The 22449-nt window shown below is 61.6% G+C and carries 18 protein-coding genes and 1 pseudogene; 11 read left to right on the forward strand and 8 right to left on the reverse strand.

Annotated features, from left to right (window positions below):
- The first annotated feature begins 329 nt into the window (after positions 1 to 329).
- Complete coding sequence (locus tag H620_RS0119955) at positions 330 to 515, forward strand: hypothetical protein (protein WP_023378274.1); 186 nt, start codon at positions 330 to 332, stop codon at positions 513 to 515.
- 85 nt (positions 516 to 600) lie between these two features.
- Here the strand turns inward: H620_RS0119955 and ntrC are convergent, their stop codons facing one another.
- From ntrC to glnA, 4 genes are all read right to left on the reverse strand, one after another.
- A complete protein-coding gene (gene ntrC, locus H620_RS0119960) occupies positions 601 to 2037 on the reverse strand; it encodes a nitrogen regulation protein NR(I) (RefSeq protein WP_023378275.1) in 1437 nt (478 codons plus the stop codon).
- The gene (glnL, locus tag H620_RS0119965) at positions 2034 to 3119 is read right to left on the reverse strand and encodes a nitrogen regulation protein NR(II) (protein WP_023378276.1); all 1086 of its coding nucleotides are present in this window, start codon (positions 3117 to 3119) and stop codon (positions 2034 to 2036) included. Before glnL ends, ntrC begins: the two co-directional genes overlap by 4 nt.
- A 255-nt stretch (positions 3120 to 3374) precedes the next feature.
- Positions 3375 to 3917, reverse strand: coding sequence for a chorismate mutase (locus H620_RS0119970; protein ID WP_027907928.1), 543 nt, complete (start codon positions 3915 to 3917; stop codon positions 3375 to 3377).
- A 148-nt stretch (positions 3918 to 4065) separates the two neighbouring features.
- Entirely contained in the window at positions 4066 to 5472 is a 1407-nt protein-coding gene (gene glnA / locus H620_RS0119975; protein ID WP_027907929.1) for a glutamate--ammonia ligase, read from the reverse strand.
- A gap of 614 nt (positions 5473 to 6086) precedes the next feature.
- On the opposite strand from glnA, the gene thiI reads away from it, so the two are divergent.
- Together thiI and typA are read left to right on the forward strand one after the other, a co-directional pair.
- Positions 6087 to 7541 (forward strand): tRNA uracil 4-sulfurtransferase ThiI, encoded by a 1455-nt coding sequence (thiI, locus tag H620_RS0119980; protein WP_023378280.1) that lies wholly within the window; start codon positions 6087 to 6089, stop codon positions 7539 to 7541.
- A gap of 129 nt (positions 7542 to 7670) precedes the next feature.
- Positions 7671 to 9491: a translational GTPase TypA gene (typA, locus tag H620_RS0119985; RefSeq protein WP_023378281.1), complete on the forward strand. Its 1821-nt coding sequence runs from the start codon at positions 7671 to 7673 to the stop codon at positions 9489 to 9491.
- A gap of 97 nt (positions 9492 to 9588) precedes the next feature.
- Here typA and H620_RS0119990 read toward each other — a convergent pair whose 3' ends face one another.
- A complete protein-coding gene (locus tag H620_RS0119990) occupies positions 9589 to 9993 on the reverse strand; it encodes a YkgJ family cysteine cluster protein (protein WP_023378282.1) in 405 nt (134 codons plus the stop codon).
- Between the two features lie 188 nt (positions 9994 to 10181).
- Here H620_RS0119990 and H620_RS0119995 point away from each other — a divergent pair, with 188 nt between their 5' ends.
- The 3 genes from H620_RS0119995 (at position 10182) to H620_RS0120005 (ending at position 14450) form a co-directional block, all read left to right on the forward strand.
- Positions 10182 to 12632 carry a glycogen/starch/alpha-glucan phosphorylase gene (locus H620_RS0119995; protein ID WP_027907930.1) on the forward strand — a complete coding sequence of 817 codons (2451 nt, stop codon included), beginning with the start codon at positions 10182 to 10184 and terminating at the stop codon, positions 12630 to 12632.
- Positions 12633 to 12839: 207 nt separating this feature from the next.
- The gene (locus H620_RS0120000; protein ID WP_023378284.1) at positions 12840 to 13850 is read left to right on the forward strand and encodes a class 1 fructose-bisphosphatase; all 1011 of its coding nucleotides are present in this window, start codon (positions 12840 to 12842) and stop codon (positions 13848 to 13850) included.
- Positions 13851 to 13853: 3 nt separating this feature from the next.
- Complete coding sequence (locus H620_RS0120005; RefSeq protein ID WP_023378285.1) at positions 13854 to 14450, forward strand: DUF924 family protein; 597 nt, start codon at positions 13854 to 13856, stop codon at positions 14448 to 14450.
- 63 nt (positions 14451 to 14513) lie between these two features.
- On the opposite strand, the gene H620_RS27890 is transcribed toward H620_RS0120005, so the two are convergent.
- Positions 14514 to 15302 carry a methyl-accepting chemotaxis protein gene (locus H620_RS27890; RefSeq protein ID WP_374374106.1) on the reverse strand — a complete coding sequence of 263 codons (789 nt, stop codon included), beginning with the start codon at positions 15300 to 15302 and terminating at the stop codon, positions 14514 to 14516.
- A 66-nt stretch (positions 15303 to 15368) separates the two neighbouring features.
- A pseudogene (locus tag H620_RS27895) lies at positions 15369 to 16406 on the reverse strand (HAMP domain-containing protein); the annotation flags it as partial.
- A 226-nt stretch (positions 16407 to 16632) separates the two neighbouring features.
- On the opposite strand from H620_RS27895, the gene bamE reads away from it, so the two are divergent.
- Both bamE and H620_RS0120020 read left to right on the forward strand, forming a co-directional pair.
- Entirely contained in the window at positions 16633 to 16887 is a 255-nt protein-coding gene (gene bamE, locus H620_RS0120015) for an outer membrane protein assembly factor BamE domain-containing protein (protein ID WP_023378287.1), read from the forward strand.
- Positions 16884 to 17456, forward strand: a complete 573-nt coding sequence (locus H620_RS0120020) for a lipocalin family protein (protein WP_023378288.1) — start codon at positions 16884 to 16886, stop codon at positions 17454 to 17456. Before bamE ends, H620_RS0120020 begins: the two co-directional genes overlap by 4 nt.
- Before the next feature lie 73 nt (positions 17457 to 17529).
- Here H620_RS0120020 and H620_RS0120025 read toward each other — a convergent pair whose 3' ends face one another.
- Positions 17530 to 18894 (reverse strand): formimidoylglutamate deiminase, encoded by a 1365-nt coding sequence (locus H620_RS0120025; protein ID WP_023378289.1) that lies wholly within the window; start codon positions 18892 to 18894, stop codon positions 17530 to 17532.
- Positions 18895 to 19038: 144 nt separating this feature from the next.
- On the opposite strand from H620_RS0120025, the gene hutC reads away from it, so the two are divergent.
- From hutC to hutU, 3 genes are all read left to right on the forward strand, one after another.
- Entirely contained in the window at positions 19039 to 19749 is a 711-nt protein-coding gene (gene hutC / locus H620_RS0120030; protein WP_177325254.1) for a histidine utilization transcriptional repressor HutC, read from the forward strand.
- The gene (locus H620_RS0120035) at positions 19746 to 20324 is read left to right on the forward strand and encodes a HutD/Ves family protein (RefSeq protein ID WP_023378291.1); all 579 of its coding nucleotides are present in this window, start codon (positions 19746 to 19748) and stop codon (positions 20322 to 20324) included. The genes hutC and H620_RS0120035 overlap by 4 nt, the downstream gene beginning before the upstream one ends.
- 317 nt (positions 20325 to 20641) lie before the next feature.
- Complete coding sequence (gene hutU / locus H620_RS0120040; protein ID WP_023378292.1) at positions 20642 to 22321, forward strand: urocanate hydratase; 1680 nt, start codon at positions 20642 to 20644, stop codon at positions 22319 to 22321.
- Positions 22322 to 22449: the final 128 nt, after the last annotated feature.

Genomic DNA, 22449 nt, shown 5'->3' on the forward strand with positions numbered 1-22449 from the left:
GCGTGTAAAAGAGGGGATGTCTCGGCCTGCCTGTACCAAGGTCCCCAAAACTGGAGCGACTGCGAATAAAAGAGGGGTTCACCCGGCCTGCCTGTACCGAGGCCCCCGAAACTGTAGGTACAGGTCTTATTGCAGATGGCGTGCCAGTTTTGAAATACCCGGAAACAGGCGGGTTTAGGGTGATTTGGCCGACTTTTGAGGGGGTTTGTGCCTTAGCAAGGTGCAGCGGGCACAGGATCGGTGCAGGAAGCCTTACCGAGTTCAGTCAAGGGCGCTTGGGTTTTAGTGTCGATATCGGCATTTGCCATCCATCGAAACGGAGATGAATCATGAGCGAAGACAAGCAGCCCACCACCGTGGAGCAGGCGATGAAGATCCTGGATGATCTGTCCCAGCTGGGGAAAGTCGAAGAGATCGGGAAGGGCGGCCAGCAGTCGCTGGCGCTTCTGGTCGATAAGCTCCTGGGTGTCCGTGGGGCCTTCGACAAGTGGCGGGCCAAAGCCCAAGCAGAGTAATTGATCCAAATGCTGGTCGCCCTACACCACTGGCCTGCCAGATTGGCCGGTGGTGCAGGGCAGCGACGGGTTTGAGGATTGGGACTTAACCTTCCTCGTCTCCATCGTCATCCGCGGCATCGACATTCATGCCCAGTTCCTTGATCTTGCGGGTCAGCGTGTTGCGACCCCAGCCCAGCAACACCGCGGCATCCCGGCGACGGCCAGCAGTGTGCTTGAGCGCTGTCTCGATCATGATCCGCTCGAAACTGGGCACCGCGCTGTCGAGCAAGTTCGACTGCCCGCGTGCCAGTGCCTGGTCGGCCCACTGACGCAGGGCCTGCTCCCAGTTGGTCACCGGGGCGGCGTCCTGAGGCAGGTTGAGCAGTTCAGGGGGCAGGTCGCCAATCAGCACTTCGCGGCTGGATGCCATCACCGTGATCCAGCGGCAGGTATTTTCCAGCTGGCGCACGTTGCCCGGCCACGGCAGGTTACGGATGAACTCCTCGGTCTCAGGCTTCAGCAGCTTCGGCTCGACCGCCAGCTCCTGGGCCGCGCGGCCGAGGAAATGACGAGCCAGGGCCGGAATATCTTCACGACGGTCCGCCAGGCGCGGAATGTGGATACGGATCACATTCAGGCGGTGGAACAGGTCTTCACGGAACTTGCCAGCCTGTACCAGGGATTCGAGGTTCTGGTGCGTCGCGGCGATGATGCGCACATCGACCTTCACCGGAATATGGCCGCCGACCCGATAGAATTCGCCATCGGCCAGGACCCGCAGGAGACGGGTCTGGGTGTCGGCGGGCATGTCGCCGATCTCGTCGAGGAACAGCGTGCCACCGTCGGCTTGCTCGAAGCGGCCACGGCGCAGGTTGGCCGCACCGGTAAATGCGCCTTTCTCGTGGCCGAACAGTTCCGATTCCATCAGATCCTTGGGAATGGCCGCCATGTTCAAAGCGATGAACGGCGATGCCGCTCGCGGACTGTGGCGGTGCAGGGCGTGGGCCACCAACTCCTTGCCGGTACCGGATTCGCCGTTGATCAGTACGGTGATGTTGGAGTGGCTGAGGCGGCCGATGGCGCGGAATACCTCCTGCATGGCCGGCGCTTCGCCGATGATTTCCGGCGTGCGCGCCAGGCTTTGCGGAACATCCAGTCCCTGCTGCTCCTGTGCGTGCTGGTTGGCCCGCTTGACCAGCGAGACTGCCTCGTCCACGTCGAACGGCTTGGGCAGGTACTCGAAGGCGCCGCCCTGGTAGGACGCCACTGCGCTGTCCAGGTCCGAGTGGGCCGTCATGATGATGACCGGCAGGCGTGGGTGCTGTTCGCGGATCTGTGCCAGCAGGTCGAGGCCGCTGGCACCCGGCATGCGGATGTCAGAGATGATCACATCCGGTTGCTGGCGGGCCAGCCGGCTCATCACGCCATCGGCGCTGTCGAAGCTCTGGGTGGCCATGCCTTCCTGTTGTAGGGCTTTTTCCAGGACCCAGCGAATGGAACGATCATCGTCGACGATCCATACGGTTTCACTTCGGCTCATGAGGCAGTGGCTCCTTGTTCCAGGGGCAGGAAGATCGAGAAAGCGGTATGGCCGGCATGGCTTTCGCACTCGATCAGGCCCTGGTGCTGGCTGATGATGTTCTGGGTGATGGCCAGGCCCAGCCCGGTACCGTCCGGGCGTCCACTGACCATGGGATAGAAGAGGGTGTCCTGCAGTTCCGCCGGAATGCCTGGGCCGTTGTCGATGATCTCGACCCGGGCGACCAGGCGGTGGCGCACATGGCCGATGGTGAACTGACGCACCGCACGGCTGCGCAGGGTGATGCGGCCAAGGCGCAGTTCGTTCTGCGAGCTGATCGCCTGCATGGCGTTGCGCACGATGTTGAGCACCGCCTGGATCATCTGCTCGCGGTCGATCAGTACGTCTGGCAGGCTAGGGTCGTAGTCACGCACCAAAGTGATGCAACCCTGGCTTTCGGCCTCCACCAAGCTGCAGACCCGCTCCAGCACCTCATGGATGTTGGTCATGGCCAATGACGGCAGCTTGTTCGAGCCGAGCATCCGGTCGACCAGATTACGCAGGCGATCGGCCTCTTCGATGATTACGTTGGTGTAGTCGCGCAGTCCGTCATCGGGCAGTTCGCGCGATAGCAACTGCGCCGCGCCGCGAATGCCGCCAAGGGGGTTCTTGATTTCATGGGCCAGGCCGCGCACCAGCATCTTGGTGGTTTCCTGCTTGCTCAGCTGGGCTTCTTCCTTGGTGATGCGCAGCAGTCGGTCACGCGGGTGCACCTCCAGCAGCAGCAAGGTATTGCCCAGGTGCAGGATTGGCGTGACGGCATAATCGACGGTGATGGTCTGGCCGGTCAGCGACGTCAGTTGCGCCTCGCGCTTGGTGAACGGGTGTGCCTGTTCCACCGCCTGGCGCAGCGAATTGAGCGCTTCGGTCGATTCGGTGAACAGCTCGCTGATGAACTGCCCGTGGCTGCGCTGACCGCTGACTGCCAGAAGCATTTCGGCAGCCGGGTTCATGTACTCCAGACGCAGCTCCGAATTGAGCAGGAGCGTGGCCGTGGTCAGGTTGTCCAGAAGCAGACGGTGCTGTGCATCGCTGATGGTCATAAGGCGTCGGTGACCTCTTTTTGCGCTGGCGTATCCTTGGCCGTGCCAGGGATGGGGGCGCTATGGATCCGCTGATGCCAGGAAAATGCAAGAAACAAACCAAAGCTCCGAAAAGAAGCGGTATTCCGTGACAAAGTCCCGAAATTGCGCTTATTCGGATCAAAAAGCGGTGGTTTAACGTTTCAAGTGACCTTTTTTGGGCTGCAGCGTGGGGCGTCGATCATTGTTGCGCACCAATATAGAGCATAGCGATGGTCAGGACTTCACGCACAGCTGCGCCGTGGCTCGGACCAGCGCTATGTGCCGTAGCGGATCATTGGTGCGTTGTTGCAGTGCGCTAGCCAGCTTTTTCGGGCAGTCACGCATGTCGAGCAGGTCAAAACGGCGGAGCTCGTCCAGCAAAGTCGCTTGAAGCGTGTCCAGCCGTGGGCGAAGTTCGTGCACGAGGTCGCGGGATGTGCTGGTGGGCTGACTGCCCAGGGCATTCCAACGATCGATCAGCGTGTATTGAACGAGCTTGTTGGCTTCGATCTGGTCGCTGAAGAATGCCGCTGCGCGAGGTGGATCGAGGTCGTAGTCGGGCGCATCCTGGCGGACCTTGGCCAGGACTTGCTGCTCGCGTTCAGGGGCTTGGACCGGTAGCGTGAGTTTCCATTTGTGCGTCGCGACCGAAACAGCAAGGTCCAGGCGGTGTTCGATGGCGGTGAGCAACGGGTCGAATTCGGGCTGGGTGGGCGAGGTTGCGCGGCAGCCGTTAAGGGCCAAGGCCAAGCACATCATGGCGGGGATAAGGCGCATGTTGATCTCCTTTTCGTGGAGACCTGAGTGTGGCCAGTCTGCGGGCTTTCACTTGTAGGAAGCTGCTGATAGGTCTGTGCGTAAACAAAAACGGCCTTCGTATGAAGGCCGTTTCTGGTGATTCAATCAGCGCAGCGCGCCGATGTCATCAAACGCTGTAGTACAGGTCGTATTCCAGCGGGTGAACGAAGGTACGGACCTTGATCTCTTCTTCCGATTTCAGCTCGATGTAGGCATCGATGAAGTCGTCGGAGAACACGCCGCCCTTGGTCAGGAACGCACGGCCATTGTCCAGCTCTTCCAGAGCTTCCTTCAGGCTGCCGCAAACCTGCGGGATTTCCTTGGCCTCTTCAGGCGGCAGGTCGTACAGGTTCTTGTCGGCTGCATCGCCGGGGTGGATCTTGTTCTGGATACCATCCAGACCAGCCATCAGCAGGGCGGCGAAGCACAGGTACGGGTTGGCAGCTGGGTCCGGGAAGCGCGCTTCGATACGGCGGGCTTTCGGGCTGGAAACGTAAGGGATACGGATCGAGGCCGAACGGTTACGGGCCGAGTAGGCCAGCATGACCGGCGCTTCGAAGCCAGGTACCAGACGCTTGTAGGAGTTGGTCGCCGGGTTGGTGAAGCCGTTCAGGGCCTTACCGTGCTTGATGATACCGCCGATGAAGTACAGGGCGGTGTCGGACAGGCCGGCATAGCCTTCGCCCGAGAAGGTGTTCTTGCCGTCTTTGGAGATCGACATGTGAACGTGCATGCCGGAGCCGTTGTCGCCGTACAGCGGCTTCGGCATGAAGGTAGCGGTCTTGCCGTAGGCATCGGCAACGTTGTGCACGCAGTACTTCAGGGTCTGAACTTCGTCAGCCTTGGTGACCAGGGTGTTGAAGCGCACACCGATTTCGTTCTGGCCGGCAGTGGCCACTTCGTGGTGGTGAACTTCGACGACCAGGCCCATTTCTTCCATGGCGTTGCACATGGCGGTACGGATTTCGTGGTCGTGGTCGCACGGCGGAACCGGGAAGTAGCCGCCTTTCACGGCAGGGCGGTGGCCCTTGTTGCCGCCTTCGACGTCCTGATCGGTCATCCAGGAGCCTTGCTCGGAGTAGATCTTGAACATCGAGCCCGAGATGTCGGACTTGAACTTCACCTGGTCGAAGATGAAGAACTCAGGCTCCGGGCCTACCAGTACGGTGTCACCGATACCGGTCGACTTCAGGAATTCTTCGGCACGCTTGGCGATGGCGCGTGGGTCGCGGTCGTAGCCTTGCATGGTGGACGGCTCGATCACGTCGCAGACCAGGATCAGGGTCGGCTCTTCGGTGAACGGGTCCAGGACGGCGGAGGAGTCGTCCGGCAGCAGGATCATGTCGGAAGCTTCGATGCCTTTCCAGCCTTCGATCGACGAGCCGTCGAACATCTTGCCAGCTTCGAAGAAGTCGTCATCCAGCGCGTCGCGAGCGGGCATGGTGACGTGGTGCTGCTTGCCTTTGGTGTCCGTGAAACGCAGATCAATCCACTTGACGTCATGATCTTTGATGAGTTGAACCGACTTCGACATGTTGTCCTCCGGATGGTCTAGGGCGCTTAGCCGCTGCCCTGGAAAAAGGGTGTCGCCGGGCGCGCATAGTCGGCCAAGCTTACCTGCCTCACAAGAGAGCAAATTGCATGCCAGTGCCCAAAAATGGCGAGGGCGGGATAAAAGGGGGCGTTTACGGGCATCTGGCCGGCGTCTGGCGTACAAAAGTGCATCTTTTGAGGGCGCTTTCTGGTGCTCGCGCACCAAATATGTGCGTGTCGTGGTTTTTGTGGTGCGCCTGAGGTCGCACCGCCCGCGCGGCGCATCGCGAGCAAGGCTCGCTCCTACATTTGTTTCTGGCCTATGAGGTCTGTGGGATCTACGCGCGAACGCCTTGGTGCCCGGCACGATATCGCGGCGTACACACAAGGCGGTCGCGCGCGCCTGTCATTGACGTTAGTGGCCAGGAACAAATGTAGGAGCGAGCCTTGCTCGCGATGCGTCGCGCGGGCGGCATTCGATCTCACAGGCAGCGGAAAACCCGCCCCCGGCATCCCCTCCCAAACGCGCTGACCAAAAGTTGGTCAAAACCTGAGCAATATCCGCTATAATTCGCGCCCCTCATTTTCGGCAGGCCCTGCGCGCGCTGTTAACCAATGAAACTTATCGTCAAAGTCTTCCCAGAGATCACCATCAAGAGCCGGCCGGTGCGCAAGCGTTTCATCCGTCAGCTCGGCAAGAATATCCGTGTCGTGCTCAAGGACCTGGACCCTGAGCTCGCGGTCGATGGTGTCTGGGACAATCTCGAAGTGGTCACCCGCATCGAGGACGAGAAAGTCCAGCGCGAAATGATCGAGCGCCTCACCTGCACGCCGGGTATCACCCATTTCCTGCAGGTCGAAGAATACCCGCTGGGCGACTTCGACGATATCGTCGCCAAGTGCAAGCAGCACTTCGGCCACCTGCTGGCCGGCAAGCGTTTCGCCGTGCGCTGCAAGCGCGGCGGCCATCACGATTTCACCTCGATGGACGTTGACCGCTACGTCGGCAGCCAGTTGCGTCAGCAGTGCGGCGCCGTCGGCATCGACCTGAAGAACCCGGAAGTGCTGGTGCGCATCGAAATCCGCGATCAGCGCCTGTACGTCATTCACAACCAGCACAACGGCATCGGCGGCTACCCGCTGGGTGCCCTTGAGCAGACCCTGGTGCTGATGTCCGGTGGCTTCGACTCCACCGTGGCGGCCTATCAGATGATGCGCCGCGGCCTGATGACCCACTTCTGCTTCTTCAACCTGGGCGGCCGTGCCCACGAGCTGGGCGTGATGGAAGTGGCCCATTACTTGTGGAAGAAGTTCGGCAGCAGCCAGCGCGTGCTGTTCATCAGTGTGCCGTTCGAGGAAGTGGTCGGCGAGATTCTGAACAAGGTCGACAACAGCTACATGGGCGTGACCCTCAAGCGCATGATGCTGCGCGGTGCCGCGCGCATGGCCGAGCGTCTGGAAATCGATGCGCTGGTCACCGGCGAGGCGATTTCCCAGGTTTCCAGCCAGACCCTGCCGAACCTGTCGATCATCGATTCGGCTACCGACAAGCTGGTACTGCGTCCGCTGCTGGCCAGCCACAAGCAGGACATCATCGACACGGCCTCCCAGATCGGCACCGCCGAGTTCGCCAAGCACATGCCCGAGTACTGTGGCGTGATCTCGGTGAACCCTACTACCCATGCCAAGCGTCACCGCATGGAGCATGAAGAGAAGCAGTTCGACATGGCCGTGCTTGAGCGCGCCCTGGAGCGCGCCAAGTTCATCTCCATCGACCATGTGATCGACGAGCTGGGCAAGGACGTCGAAATCGAGGAAGTGGCGCAGGCCTTGCCTGGTCAGATCGTCATCGACATCCGCCACCCCGATGCCCAGGAAGACGAACCTCTGGTCATCGACGGTATCGAAGTCCAGGCCATGCCGTTCTATGCGATCAACAGCAAGTTCAAGCACCTGGATGCCAACCGCCAGTACCTGCTGTATTGCGACAAGGGTGTGATGAGCCGTCTGCACGCACACCATCTGCTCAGTGAGGGACATGCCAATGTGCGTGTTTATCGTCCGACATAAGACGCCAGGGCTGTATGGCGGCAGCATCCGCCATCGCCCTCCCGACAGCCGGCCCCGCTGAGCCTTATGCCTTACATATTGGCCGCCTAGACTGGGCGGCAACCCGAATCCTCTGATCGAGATACAGTTGTGATCGAAAATCTGCGTAACATCGCCATCATCGCCCACGTTGACCATGGTAAAACCACCCTGGTCGACAAACTCCTGCGCCAGTCCGGCACCCTGGAGCGTAACGAGCTCAACGACGAGCGCGTCATGGACTCCAACGACCAGGAAAAAGAGCGCGGTATCACCATCCTGGCGAAAAACACCGCCATCCGTTGGAACGACTACCGCATCAACATCGTCGACACCCCCGGCCACGCCGACTTCGGTGGCGAGGTTGAGCGTGTCATGTCGATGGTCGACTCGGTGCTGCTGCTGGTCGATGCCCAGGACGGCCCGATGCCGCAAACCCGCTTCGTGACCAAGAAGGCCTTCGAAGCTGGCCTCAAGCCGATCGTCGTGATCAACAAGGTCGACCGTCCGGGCGCGCGTCCTGACTGGGTACTGGACCAGATCTTCGACCTGTTCGACAACCTCGGCGCCACCGACGACCAGCTGGACTTCCAGGTTGTCTACGCCTCGGCCCTGAACGGCATCGCCGGTCTGGACCACACCAACATGGCCGAAGACATGACCCCGCTGTACCAGGCCATCGTCGACCACGTTCCGGCTCCGACCGTTGACGTCGACGGCCCGTTCCAGATGCAGATCTCCGCGCTGGACTACAACAGCTTCCTGGGTGTTATCGGCGTAGGCCGTATCGCCCGTGGCCGCGTCAAGCCGAACACTCCGGTCGTCGCCATCGACACCGAAGGCAAGAAGCGCAACGGCCGTATTCTCAAGCTGATGGGCCACCACGGCCTGCACCGTGTCGACGTCGAAGAAGCTACCGCTGGCGACATCGTCTGCATCAGCGGTTTCGACGAGCTGTTCATCTCCGACACCCTGTGCGACATGAACCACGTCGAGGCGATGAAGCCGCTGACTGTCGACGAGCCGACCGTTTCGATGACCTTCCAGGTCAACGACTCGCCGTTCTGCGGCAAGGAAGGCAAGTTCGTCACCAGCCGTAACATCAAAGAACGTCTGGACAAAGAACTGCTGTACAACGTTGCCCTGCGCGTCGAAGAAGGCGACTCGGCTGACAAGTTCAAGGTTTCCGGCCGTGGTGAGCTGCACCTGTCGGTACTGATCGAAACCATGCGCCGTGAAGGCTTCGAGATGGCTGTAGGCCGTCCTGAAGTGATCATCCGTGAGGTGAACGGCGTCAAGCAGGAACCGTACGAGAACGTCACCATCGACATCCCTGAAGAATCCCAGGGCAAGGTCATGGAAGAAATGGGCCTGCGTAAGGGCGACCTGACCAACATGGCGCCGGATGGCAAAGGCCGTGTTCGTCTGGAGTACAACGTCCCAGCTCGCGGTCTGATCGGTTTCCGTAACCAGTTCCTGACCCTGACCAACGGTGCAGGCATCCTGACCTCGATCTTCGATCGCTATGACACCATGAAGCCTGGCCAGATGTCCGGCCGTCTGAACGGTGTTCTGGTTTCGATCGAGACCGGCAAGGCCCTGACCTACTCGCTGGAAACCCTGCAGGCTCGTGGCAAGCTGTTCATCGAGCACGGCCAGGATATCTACAACGGTCAGATCATCGGTCTGAACAGCCGTGACAACGACCTGGGCGTCAACCCGACCAAAGGCAAGAAGCTCGACAACATGCGTGCTTCGGGCAAGGACGAAGTCATCGCCTTGGTTCCGCCGGTTCGCCACACGCTGGAACAGGCCCTGGAATTCATCCAGGACGACGAGCTGTGCGAAGTCACGCCGAAGTCGATCCGTCTGCGCAAGAAGATCCTGGACGAAGGCGAGCGTACCCGCGCTGCCAAGAAAGCCAAGGCTTGATCGTCTAGCTTGAGTTGAAACGAAAACGCCCCCGGTCGAAAGGCCGGGGGCGTTTTTGTTTGCCTGCTGTTCCTGAGAGAACAGGGCAGGCAGGCGATCAGCGGGTTGTGGCCTTGGGCTTGTAGGCGCAGTACCCCGGGCGAGGCCCGACCTTCGGATGGTTCCGGCAGGTATCCGGTCGCTTGTCATAAATGGTGCACAGCCGGCTCTTGCGATCCAGATAGAGGCAATCGTCGTTGCTCATCCGCGTCAGGGTGAAAATGCCTGACTTCTGGTTGAAACGCTCGATGATGCCGTCTTTCTGCAGGCGTTTGGCGATGTTCTTCGGCGGCTCGTCCTTCTCGAACTCGTCTACCACGCCGATGCGGATCAAGTCTTTGATCTTCACTTCAACCGGCAGGGTGCAGCAGGTCGAATGGCAGCCCCCGCACATGTGGCTGGCATAGCGCTGCCAGGTTTCCAGGCGGTCTACTTCGGCCGCGGCAATCAGGGTCGTTTTCATCGTTTTTTAAGAGGTGAATCACGGTCTTGGGGCGCGCGATCATACCGGAGTTGTTCAAATTGTGAACAACCTTTTGCCGGAATCGTAAAGCGGGCATGAAAACTGCGAACAGGTGCTGTCACTCCTTGTCGAAGGGTCTAGTCTCAACACTCTCCCTCCGCTTTCGTCAACTTGCCCGAGGATGCCGCATGTCCCAGGAACCCAAAGCACGTGACGCCGAGGTGGCCGAGTTCCGTGCCGCTGTACTGGCCAAACTGACCTATGCGGTCGGCAAGGACCCAGAGCACGCTTTCGACCATGACTGGTTCGAAGCCATCGCCCTGGCTGCCCGCGACCACATGGTCGAACACTGGATGGATCACACCCGTCGCGCCTATAGACGCAGTCAGAAACGGGTCTATTACCTTTCCCTGGAGTTCCTCATCGGTCGGCTGCTGTATGACAGCCTGAGCAATCTGGGCCTGCTGGACATTGCCCGTGAAGCCTTGGAAGGGCTGGACGTGGACCTGGAGCGGATTCGCCTGCTGGAGCCGGATGCAGCGCTGGGCAACGGTGGCCTGGGCCGGTTGGCGGCGTGCTTCATGGAGAGCATGTCGACCCTGGGCATCGCGGCCCATGGCTATGGCATTCGCTACGAGCATGGCCTGTTCCGTCAGGCGGTGGTCGATGGCTGGCAGCAGGAACAGACCGAGAACTGGCTGGATTTCGGCAACCCCTGGGAGTTCGAGCGGGCAGAGGTCATCTACCCGATCAGCTTCGGTGGCAGCGTCGAGACGGTACACGATGCCAATGGCCAGCAGCGCCAGGTATGGTGGCCGGGCGAAACGGTGCGGGCGGTGGCCTACGATACGCCGGTAGTCGGCTGGCGTGGCGCCAGCGTCAATACCTTGCGGCTATGGCGTGCCCGGGCGCTGGAAGAGCTGCATTTGGAGCGCTTCAATGCGGGCGACCACCTGGGCGCGGTGGCCGAAGTGGCAAGGGCCGAGAGCATTTCGCGGGTACTGTACCCCGCGGACAGCACCGAGGCCGGCCAGGAACTGCGGCTGCGTCAGGAATACTTCTTCGTGTCCGCCTCGCTGCAGGATTTGCTGCGCCGCCACCTGAACATGCACAAGGACTTCCTCAACCTGCCTGATGCGGCCGCCATCCAGCTCAACGATACCCACCCCTCGATTGCCGTGGCCGAGTTGATGCGGCTGTTGGTCGACCAGCATGAAGTGCCTTGGGACAAGGCCTGGGAGCTGACCGTCGGCACGCTGGCCTACACCAATCACACGTTGTTGCCCGAGGCACTGGAAACCTGGCCTGTGGCCCTGATGGAGCGCATGCTGCCACGGCACATGCAGATCATCTATCTGATCAACGCCTACCATATCGACGCCTTGCGCGCCAAAGGCCTGCACGATTTCGACGTGCTGCGCGCGGTCTCGCTGATCGAGGAGGACAATGGCCGCCGTGTGCGCATGGGCAACCTGGCGTTCCTCGGTTCGCACAGCGTCAACGGTGTTTCGGCGCTGCACAGCAAGCTGATGAAAAGCACCGTGTTCGCTGAGCTGCACAAGCTCTACCCGCATCGAATCAACAACAAGACCAATGGCATCACCTTCCGCCGCTGGCTGTATCAGTCCAACCCGCCGCTGACCGCGATGCTGGTCGAGGCGCTGGGGCCAGAGCTGTTGGATGACCCGGAAGGGCGCCTGGCCAATCTGGTGCCTTTCGCGGACAAAGGCAGTTTCCGCAAGCAGTTCGCCGCCCAGCGCCTGCACAGCAAGCGTGCGCTGGCCAGCATCATCCAGGACCGCCTGGGGGTGACGGTCAATCCCGAGGCGCTGTTCGACGTGCAGGTGAAGCGTATCCACGAGTACAAGCGGCAATTGCTCAACCTGCTGCACACCGTGGCGTTGTACCAGGCGATGCGCGCCGAGCCCGGTACCGCGTGGGTGCCACGGGTGAAGATCTTCGCCGGCAAGGCGGCAGCCAGCTATCACCAGGCCAAGCTGATCATAAAGCTGGCCAATGACATCGCCCGTGTGGTCAACAACGACCCGACCGTGCGCGGGCTGCTCAAGGTGGTGTTCCTGCCCAACTACAACGTCAGCCTGGCCGAAAGCATTATCCCGGCGGCAGACCTTTCCGAGCAGATCTCCACAGCCGGGTACGAGGCGTCGGGCACCAGCAACATGAAGTTCGGCCTCAACGGCGCACTGACCATCGGGACCCTGGACGGCGCCAACGTGGAGATGTGCGAGCAGGTCGGTGCCGACAACATGTTCATCTTCGGCCTGACCGCCCAGCAGGTGGAGACGCGGCGCCGTGCCGGGGACTTCGGTGCCGGTGCCGCCATTGCCGCCTCCACGCGCCTGAGCGACGTATTGCAAGCAATCCGCAGCGGGGTGTTCTCGCCAGACGACCCCTCGCGCTATGCTGGGCTGATCGATGGCCTGGTGGCCCATGACCGGTTTCTGGTATGCGCCGACTTCGACGCCTATTGGGATGCCCAGCGACGGGTGGAGGAGTTGTGGCACAAGCCGGAGGAATGGTGGCGCATGGCGGTACTGAATACGGCGCGAATGGGCTGGTTCTCGTCTGACCGGACCATACGCGAGTACGCCACCGAAATCTGGAAGGCGCTGGATTGATGCAAAGGGGCCGCGACGCGGCCCATCGCCGGCTATTCGGCACCTGCCGTAAGCTCGCGCGGGAGACGGCTTGCCGGCGACCGGCCCCGACCATTGGCAGGGCGGTGGCTGAACTCAAGGCAGCAAGATGAGTCTCTTTGCTCGCTAGCATTGAACACTCCCTGTAAACTGCGGGGGTTTTCTCCCCCTATCCTTTCGGAGCCATACATGTCCCGCGTTACCCTGAGTCGCTATCTGATTGAGCAGACCCGCAGCAACAATACCCCTGCCGATCTGCGCTTCCTGATCGAAGTGGTGGCGCGTGCGTGCAAGGAAATCAGCCACAACGTGTCCAAGGGCGCCCTGGGTGGCGTGCTGGGTAGCATGGGCACTGAAAACGTGCAGGGCGAAGTACAGAAGAAACTGGACGTCATCTCCAACGAGATCCTGCTCGAAGCCAACGAGTGGGGCGGTCACCTGGCCGGCATGGCCTCCGAGGAAATGGACAACGCCTACCAGATCCCGGGCAAATACCCCAAGGGTGCTTACCTGCTGGTCTTCGACCCGCTGGATGGCTCGTCCAACATCGACGTCAACGTCTCGGTCGGCACCATCTTCTCGGTACTGCGCTGCCCGAACGAGTACCTGAGCCAGAACGAAACCCTGAACGAAAAAGCCTTCCTGCAGCCAGGTACCCAGCAGGTCGCCGCCGGTTATGCCATCTATGGCCCGCAGACCATGCTGATCCTGACCCTGGGCAATGGCGTCAAGGGCTTCACCCTGGACCGCGAGCTGGGCAGCTTCGTCCTGACCCACGAAAACATTCGCGTACCGGAAAGCACCGCCGAGTTCGCCATCAACATGTCCAACCAGCGTCACTGGGAAGCCCCGGTTCAGCGCTACGTGGGCGAACTGCTGGCTGGCGAGACCGGCCCGCTGAACAAGAACTACAACATGCGCTGGATCGCCTCGATGGTGGCCGACGTACACCGCATCCTGACCCGTGGTGGCCTGTTCATGTACCCGCGCGACGCGCGCGAGCCGAGCAAGCCGGGCAAGCTGCGCCTGATGTACGAAGCCAACCCGATGTCCTTCATCATCGAGCAGGCGGGTGGCGCTTCCACCAACGGTTACGATCGCATCCTCGATATCCAGCCAGAAAGCCTGCACCAGCGCGTGTCGGTCATCCTGGGCTCGAAGGAAGAGGTCGAGCGCGTTACCGCTTACCACAAGGAGTAAGACATGCTCGCACCTTGGCAGCCGTTGCTGGAGTGGTGGTTCGGTTGGGGCACCAGTCCCCAGGCCGTGGCTGACGAGAAGAGCACGTTGTGGTTCGGCAAACACCACGACGGCGAGGCTCAGGCGCTGTTCGGCGAGCTCGTCGAGCAGGCCTTGGCCGGCGGCCTCGATGAATGGCAGCAAAGCCCGCAAGGCTGGCTGGCCCTGCTGATCCTGCTGGACCAACTGCCGCGCATGATCTACCGCGACACGCCGCGCGCCTTCGACGGCGACCGGCGTGCCCAGGTGGTTGCCATGCAGGGGCTGCAGAAGGACTGGGATTACCAGCTGCTGCCTATTCAGCGGGTGTTCGTGCTGCTGGTGCTGGAGCATGCCGAGGTGCTGGACTGGCAGAACCTGTGCGTCGAGCGTTACCAGATCCTGCTCGATGAACAGCCGGAGGCGAACCGCCGGTTGTTCGAAGGGTTCCTCGACTATGCCGAAAAGCACCAGCGGGTAATTGCCCGGTTCGGGCGTTTCCCGCATCGCAACCTGGTGCTGGGGCGGCCGAGCACCAGTGAAGAGATGGACTTTCTGCTGGAGCCTGGGTCCAGGTTCTAGCGCCGTGCGCCGGCTCCCACAAGACGCGTAGGAGCCGGTTTGCCGGCGATGCGGCCCGCCATCTCAGATCCGGAAACTCCCCACCAGCTGTTTCAACCGCTCCACCTGGTGTTCGAGGTCGGTGCAGGCACGCAAGGTGCTCTGCAGGTTTTGCACGCCTTCCTGATTCAATGCATTGATCTCGGTAATGTCGACGTTGATCGACTCCACCACGGCAGTCTGTTCTTCGGTAGCGGTCGCGACCGACTGGTTCATGCCATCGATTTCCCCAATGCGCTGGGTCACGCTGCTCAACCGTTCACCCGCCTGATTGGCGATGCCAACGCTGTGGTCGCTGTGCTGTCGGCTCTGGTTCATGGTGCTGACCGCCACCTGCGCGCCGGCCTGCAGCTCTTCGATCAGGCGCTGTACCTGCTGTGCCGATTCCTGGGTGCGATGGGCCAGGTTGCGTACCTCATCGGCCACCACGGCAAAACCACGTCCGGCCTCGCCCGCGCGAGCAGCTTCGATCGCGGCGTTGAGCGCCAGCAGGTTGGTCTGCTGGGAAATACCGCTGATCACATCGAGAATCTGGCCGATGTTCGCGGTGTGTGCGTTCAGCGTTTCGATGTTGCCGCAGGAGTCGCTGATGCGCGCCGACAGCTGGTTCATCACCTCTATCGTGCGACCAACCACCTGGTGGCCATCCTCGGCCAGGCCTCGTGCTTCGCTGGAATGCTGCGAGGCCAGCGCCGCGTTCTGGGCGATTTCCTGGGCCGCGGCACCCAGCTGGTTGATGGCCGCGGCCACGCTGCTGGTGCGGCTGGACTGCTGGTCGGCATTGTCGATCGAGGCATTGGAGGCCGACACCACCTGTGCCGCTACCGCATTGACCTGGCCAGTGGCCGAGGCGACTTCGCGGATGGACTCGTGGATTCGCTCGACGAAGCGGTTGAACGATTTGCCGAGGCTGCCGAATTCGTCCTGAGCATGAATGGTCAGGCGGCGGGTCAGGTCACCTTCACCTTCGGCGATGTCATGCATCGCGCGTCCCATCAAGTGCAGTGGCTCCATCAGCACGCGTATCAGCAGGCTCAGCAGGCCAATGATCACCACCACCGCAATCAGGGTCGCGACGATGGCCGAGGTGCGTAGCTCGCCCAGCATGGCGAAGGCCGCGTCTTGGTCGAGGACCAGTGCCACGTACCAATCAGCAGAGGGTACGCCGTCGACATGGGTGAAGCTGATGAACTGCTTGCGCCCGTCCAGCTCGACCTCCTGCAGGCCGCTGGTGGTGCGCGGCGGAGTGCCTGGATAGACGTCGGCCAAGGTCTTGAGCGCAAGTTCGGCCTTGGGGTGGATCAGGATCTTGCCTTCGCCGTTGACGATAAATGCATGCCCGCGGCCATCGAAGTCCAGGGTGTTGATCAGGTTGCTGATGGTCTGCAGGTCGGTGTCTACGCCGCTGACGCCAATCAGCTTGCCAGCCTGTTGCACCGGCGTGGCCAGGGTGATCACCAGCTTACCGGCGGATGCCGAGATGTAGGGTTCGGTGACGATGGTCCGGTTGGCGGCGCTGGCGGCCTTGTACCAGCCTCTTGCACGAGGGTCGTAGTCGGCGGCGCGGTTGCCGACCGGTACCGACTGCATGCTGCCATCCTGGCCGCCGAAGTAGGTGAGTTGGAAGTTGCTGCCATACACCGGCAGCGACAGGCTGCGGTCGAGGCTGGCCTTGCCAGGGCCGTCCAGCGCGACTTGCTGGGCCAGCGAGTCGAGCAGTTGGATGCGGCTGTCGAGCCAGTTGTGGATGTTGCCCGCCGTCAGATTGCCCAGGTCCCTCAGGGTAGCTTGCGTATCGCTGCGCAGCGACTGACGTTGTCGGTAGTCGTTGAACAGGACGAAACAGGTGAAGGCGACCGCTACCACGAGGGCGGCGGCCAGCAGAATCTTGTGGCTGAACTTCAGGTTCTTGGTCATGAATACGGTCTGCGCAAGGCAAGTCGGAGGGAGAGGGTGTGGCAATCCGCCACAGCGCCGCTCGCTGTGTCGACCTGGCGCAAGGAAACCTTAATCGTTTGCGCAGCGCCAGCCGACCGACGGTGCATGTGTAAAGGGTGGCATCCAGGGAACCAGGGAGGGTTTTTCCCGTCGAAGGACACTGCAGGCCACTCGCCTGCACCTACTTGTCCAGGAGTGTCCCTTCATGTCGTTGCGTTCCCTCGCCCTGTTGTCCTTGTGCGTCGTCCTGACTGCGTGCAGCAAGATCAATCAGGAAAACTATTCCAAGCTCAAGGCCGGTATGAACAAGGCCGAGGTCGAGCAACTGCTCGGCACGCCCACCGAGTGCTCTGGCGCACTGGGCATGAGCAGCTGCACCTGGGGGGACGAAAAGAGCTTCATCAGCGTGCAGTACGCAGCTGACAGGGTTCTGATGTACTCAGGGCAGGGTCTCAAATGAAGCGTCTGCACCTGCTGCTGGGTCTGTGCCTGGTGATGCTGCTGGGGGGGTGCGCCACGTCGGCCAACGACCCGCTGGCACCAAAGACCGCAGGCAACGTCGACCTCAAGCGTTACCAAGGCAAGTGGTACGAGCTGGCCCGACTGCCAATGCCTTACCAGAGCGAATGTGCCCAGTCAGAGGCCCATTACAACCTCAAGCAGGATGGCTCGTATGGCGTGCTCAACCGGTGCCGGACAATGGGCGACGAGTGGTTGCGCGCCGAGGGGCATGCCAACATTCAGGAGCCTGGCCATACCGACAAGTTATGGGTGGAATTCGATAACTGGTTCACCCGCCTGGTACCGGGTCTGACCAAGGGCGAGTACTGGATCCTGTACGTGGATGACCGTTACCGCACGGCAATCGTCGGCAGCCCGGACCGCAAGTACCTGTGGATTCTTTCGCGCACGCCGACCTTGCCGGCCTGGGAGCGCGAGAACCTGTTGTCCAAAGCCCGGCAGCAGGGTTATGACACCAGTCGCTTGATCTGGCGCACGGCCGACAAGCAGATCGTGCAGATGCATTGATGCCAGCCTCCTCGCCGGCATCCAGCTCCTCGTAGGAGCCGGCTTGCCGGCGAAAGGGCCATTTCTCGACACGTCATCCCAACAGCTGCCGCAACACCTGTGCGAACGCCCGCGCGCTTTCCTCTTCCTGGGCATGTCGCCCCTGACGCACTACCCACTGACCATTGACCATTACATCCCGTACCTGACGATCTCCACCGGCAAACAGCCAGCGGTTCAGAATGGCGTCGCCATCGGCAGTGGCGATGTACGGGTCCTGCCCGTCGAGCACGAGCCAGTCGGCCCGTTTGCCCCGTTCCAGGGTGCCGATGGTCTGGCCCAGCGCCTGGGCCCCGCCGCTTAGCGCTGCGTCATACAGCGTACGTCCCACCATCGGCTGGCGTTCACCATGCAGACGGTTGCGCCGCTGGTCCCGCAGGCGCTGTCCGTATTCCAGCCAGCGCAGTTCTTCCACTACGCTCAGCGAGACATGGCTGTCCGAGCCGATGCCCAGTCGTCCACCTTCAGCCAGGTAATCCACCGCCGGGAAGATGCCATCACCCAGGTTGGCTTCGGTGGTCAGGCACAGGCCTGCGACGGCACCGCTGCGGGCCATGGCCGCCACTTCATCGGCAATGGCGTGGGTGGCATGTACCAGGCACCAGCGCGGGTCGACGCTTACGTGCTCGTACAGCCACTGCAGTGGGCGCAGGCCGCTCCAGGCCAGGCAGTCATCCACTTCTTTCTGCTGTTCGGCGATGTGGATGTGAACCGGGCACTGCTGATTGGTCGCTGCCAGCACCTGGTCGATCTGCCCAGGGGTAACCGCACGCAAGGAGTGGAAGCACAGGCCGAGCTGCTGCGCGGGTTGGGCCGCCAGGACAGGGGCGAGCTGTGCCTGCAGGGCCAGGTACTGTTCGGTGGTGTTGATGAAGCGGCGCTGGCCTTCATTGGGGGCCTGGCCGCCGAAGCCTGAATGGCTGTAAAGCACGGGCAGCAAGGTCAGGCCGATACCGCTGCTGGTGGCGGCGGCGCTGATGCGCCGGGACAGCTCGGTGGGGTCGGCGTAGGCCTTTCCTGCCTGGTCATGATGGACATAGTGGAACTCGGCCACCGAGGTATAACCGGCCTTGAGCATCTCGATGTAAAGCTGGCGGGCGATGACGTGCAGTTGCTCCGGCGAGATCTTGCCGACCATCCGGTACATCAGCTCGCGCCAGGTCCAGAAGCTGTCGTTGGGATTGCCGGCCACCTCGGCCAGGCCTGCCATGGCGCGCTGGAATGCGTGGGAGTGCAAGTTCGGCATGCCCGGCAACAGCGGCCCGTGCAACCGTTCGGCGCCCTCAGCGCTGGCATTGGCTTGCACGTCTGTCAGGTGGCCATCGACAGCGACCTCCAGACGGACATCGTTAGCCCAACCGTTGGGCAGGAGGGCGCGTTCGGCGAAGTAGGCGGGCATGTGGCGATCCTGTTATTGTTCAGCTTGTATATACATATACAGCCGTTTGCCTGCCGGGTAAACTCCGGCAAGCTACCGCTCAATCAATTCGCACAAGGACCAAACGCCGTGCCGACACCTCCTGTCTCCACGCTGGTCGCCCAGATGGGCGAAGGGCCGGCGCCGCTGTATGCCCGGGTCAAGCAGATGATCGTCCAGCAGATCGAAAACGGCAGCTGGCCGCCACACCACCGGGTTCCCTCGGAAAGCGAGCTGGTCAGCGAACTGGGCTTCAGTCGCATGACCATCAACCGCGCCCTGCGCGAGCTGACCGCAGAGGGCTTGCTGGTCCGCATGCAGGGCGTAGGTACCTTCGTCGCCGAACCCAAGACCCGCTCGGCACTGTTCGAAGTCCATAACATCGCCGACGAAATTGCCGCCCGGGGCCACCAGCATAGCTGTCAGGTGATCACCCTTGCCGAAGAGGCGGCCGGTTCCGAGCGGGCGCTGGCCCTGGACATGCGCGAAGGCCAGCGGGTGTTCCACTCGCTGATCGTGCACTACGAGAATGGCGTACCGGTGCAAATCGAGGACCGCTATGTCAACGCTGCCATCGCCCCGGACTACCTCAAGCAGGATTTTACCCGGCAGACCCCGTATGCCTACCTGTCCCAGGTTGCGCCACTGACAGAAGGCGAGCATGTGGTCGAGGCCATTCTCGCCGAACCCGATGAGTGCCAATTACTGCAGATCGAGCGTGGCGAGCCTTGCCTGCTGATCCGTCGGCGTACTTGGTCCGGTCGTCTGCCCGTGACCGCCGCTCGGTTGATTCACCCCGGTTCCCGTCATCGCCTGGAAGGACGTTTCAGCAAATGAGCCAGCTGCAGTTGTTACGCGCACGGGACTACCCGCGCATGCCTTGGAAGAACGGTGGCGGTTTCACCGAAGAAATCACGCGCGATGCGGGTGATGGCCTGGACGGTTTCGGCTGGCGCCTTTCCATTGCCGACATTGAAGCATCCGGCGGATTTTCCAGCTTCGCCGGCTACCAGCGGATCATCACCGTGCTGCAGGGTGACGGCATGCGCCTCAGTGTCGATGGCGTCGCGTCACGGCCATTGTTACCGCTCGATGCGTTCGCCTTCGATGGCCAGAGCCAGGTGAGTTGTCACCTGCTGGGTGGGCCGATCCGTGATTTCAACCTCATCTATGCCCCCGAGCGTTACCGTGCGCGCCTGCAATGGTTCAACGGCAGTACCCGGCTGTTCAGTGCTGCCGGCACTGTGTTGGTGTTCAGCGGGCAGGCGCAACTGCAAGTCAGTGTCGGTGGCCAGCCTGTGGATAACCTCGACCGCTATGACTGCCTGCACCTGAGCGGTAATGAGCGCCTGATGGAACTGGCGATCACTGGCTTGTGCTGTGTCATCGAACTGAGCGACGTTTCCCGGTAACGCACTGCGATCGCACAATTTGTTACCGAATGCCCCAGGGTGGCGCAATGCCGCCTTGGCCTGAATCCTCTACCGCAACGCCTCCCCAGATTTTTCTCACATCCCGTAACCCTTGAATGACGTGGCTTTCAAGCAGCCGCGGGGCCGCTGTCGCGCGCTGGGAAAAGTGACTTGGCAATTCAATTGCATATGCTTGTATGTACAAGTAAAGCCAAGTGCGCGAAAGTGGATAGGCCGTCCCTCTCGCGTTTGACCCAACGCACCACTGGCCCGCCGATCACGTCGGGTTTGGATAGATCGCTCAAGGAGCACTTTTCGTGACTGACAACAACTTGAACAAATTCCGTGACGTCGAGATCCGCGCCCCGCGTGGCAACAAGCTGACCGCCAAAAGCTGGCTGACCGAAGCGCCGCTGCGCATGCTGATGAACAACCTCGACCCACAAGTGGCGGAGAACCCCAAGGAGTTGGTGGTATACGGTGGTATTGGCCGCGCCGCGCGCAATTGGGCGTGCTACGACAAGATCGTCGAGAGCCTGACCAACCTGAATGACGACGAAACCCTGCTGGTGCAATCGGGCAAGCCGGTCGGTGTGTTCAAGACCCACGCCAACGCCCCGCGTGTGCTGATCGCTAACTCCAACCTGGTGCCGCACTGGGCCAACTGGGAACACTTCAACGAGCTGGATGCGAAGGGCCTGGCCATGTACGGCCAGATGACCGCTGGCAGCTGGATCTATATCGGCAGCCAGGGCATCGTTCAGGGCACCTATGAAACCTTCGTCGAAGCAGGCCGCCAGCACTACAACGGCAGCCTCAAGGGCAAGTGGGTACTGACCGCCGGCCTTGGCGGCATGGGCGGCGCCCAGCCGCTGGCCGCGACCTTGGCAGGTGCCTGCTCGCTGAACATCGAATGCCAGCAGAGCCGCATCGACTTCCGCCTGCAGACCCGCTACGTGGATGAGCAGGCCACCGATCTGGACGATGCCCTGGCGCGCATCGCCAAGTACACCGCCGAAGGCAAGGCCATCTCCATCGCCCTGCACGGCAACGCCGCCGAGATCCTGCCCGAGCTGGTCAAGCGTGGCGTACGTCCGGACATGGTCACCGACCAGACCAGCGCCCACGACCCGCTCAACGGCTACCTGCCAGCCGGTTGGACCTGGGAGCAGTACCGTGATCGCGCCCAGACCGAGCCCGCCGCTGTGGTCAAGGCCGCCAAGCAGTCCATGGCCGTGCACGTCCAGGCCATGCTCGACTTCCAGAAACAGGGCATCCCGACCTTCGACTATGGCAACAACATCCGCCAGATGGCCAAGGAAGAGGGTGTGAGCAACGCCTTCGACTTCCCAGGCTTCGTGCCGGCCTACATCCGTCCGCTGTTCTGCCGGGGCATCGGCCCGTTCCGCTGGGCGGCGCTGTCCGGCGACGCCGAGGACATCTACAAGACCGACGCCAAGGTCAAGGAACTGATCCCGGACGATGCCCACCTGCATCGCTGGCTGGACATGGCCCGCGAACGCATCAGTTTCCAGGGCCTGCCGGCGCGTATTTGCTGGGTTGGCCTGGGTCTGCGCGCGAAGTTGGGCCTGGCGTTCAACGAAATGGTACGCAGCGGCGAACTGTCGGCACCGATCGTGATTGGCCGTGACCATCTGGACTCGGGTTCTGTATCGAGCCCCAACCGCGAAACCGAAGCCATGCGCGACGGCTCGGATGCGGTGTCCGACTGGCCGCTGCTCAACGCCCTGCTGAACACCGCCAGTGGCGCCACCTGGGTGTCGCTGCACCATGGTGGCGGCGTGGGGATGGGCTTCTCGCAGCATTCGGGCATGGTAATTGTCTGCGATGGTACCGACGAAGCCGCCGAGCGTATCGCCCGCGTACTGACCAACGACCCGGCCACTGGCGTGATGCGCCATGCCGATGCGGGGTATCAGATTGCGATTGATTGCGCCAAAGAGCAGGGGCTGAACCTGCCGATGATCACTGGCTGACGGGCCCTGAGGCTGCTGTGCAGACCATGGCCGGTACGCCGGCTCCTACAGGTACGGTGTTGAGCCCTGAGGGAGCCGATTTGCCGGCAATGGTCCGTCACGTGGCCTCGTCCCCCTTTTTCGAGCCC

The sequence above is a fragment of the Pseudomonas taiwanensis DSM 21245 genome, assembly GCF_000425785.1.
Lineage (GTDB): Bacteria > Pseudomonadota > Gammaproteobacteria > Pseudomonadales > Pseudomonadaceae > Aquipseudomonas > Aquipseudomonas taiwanensis.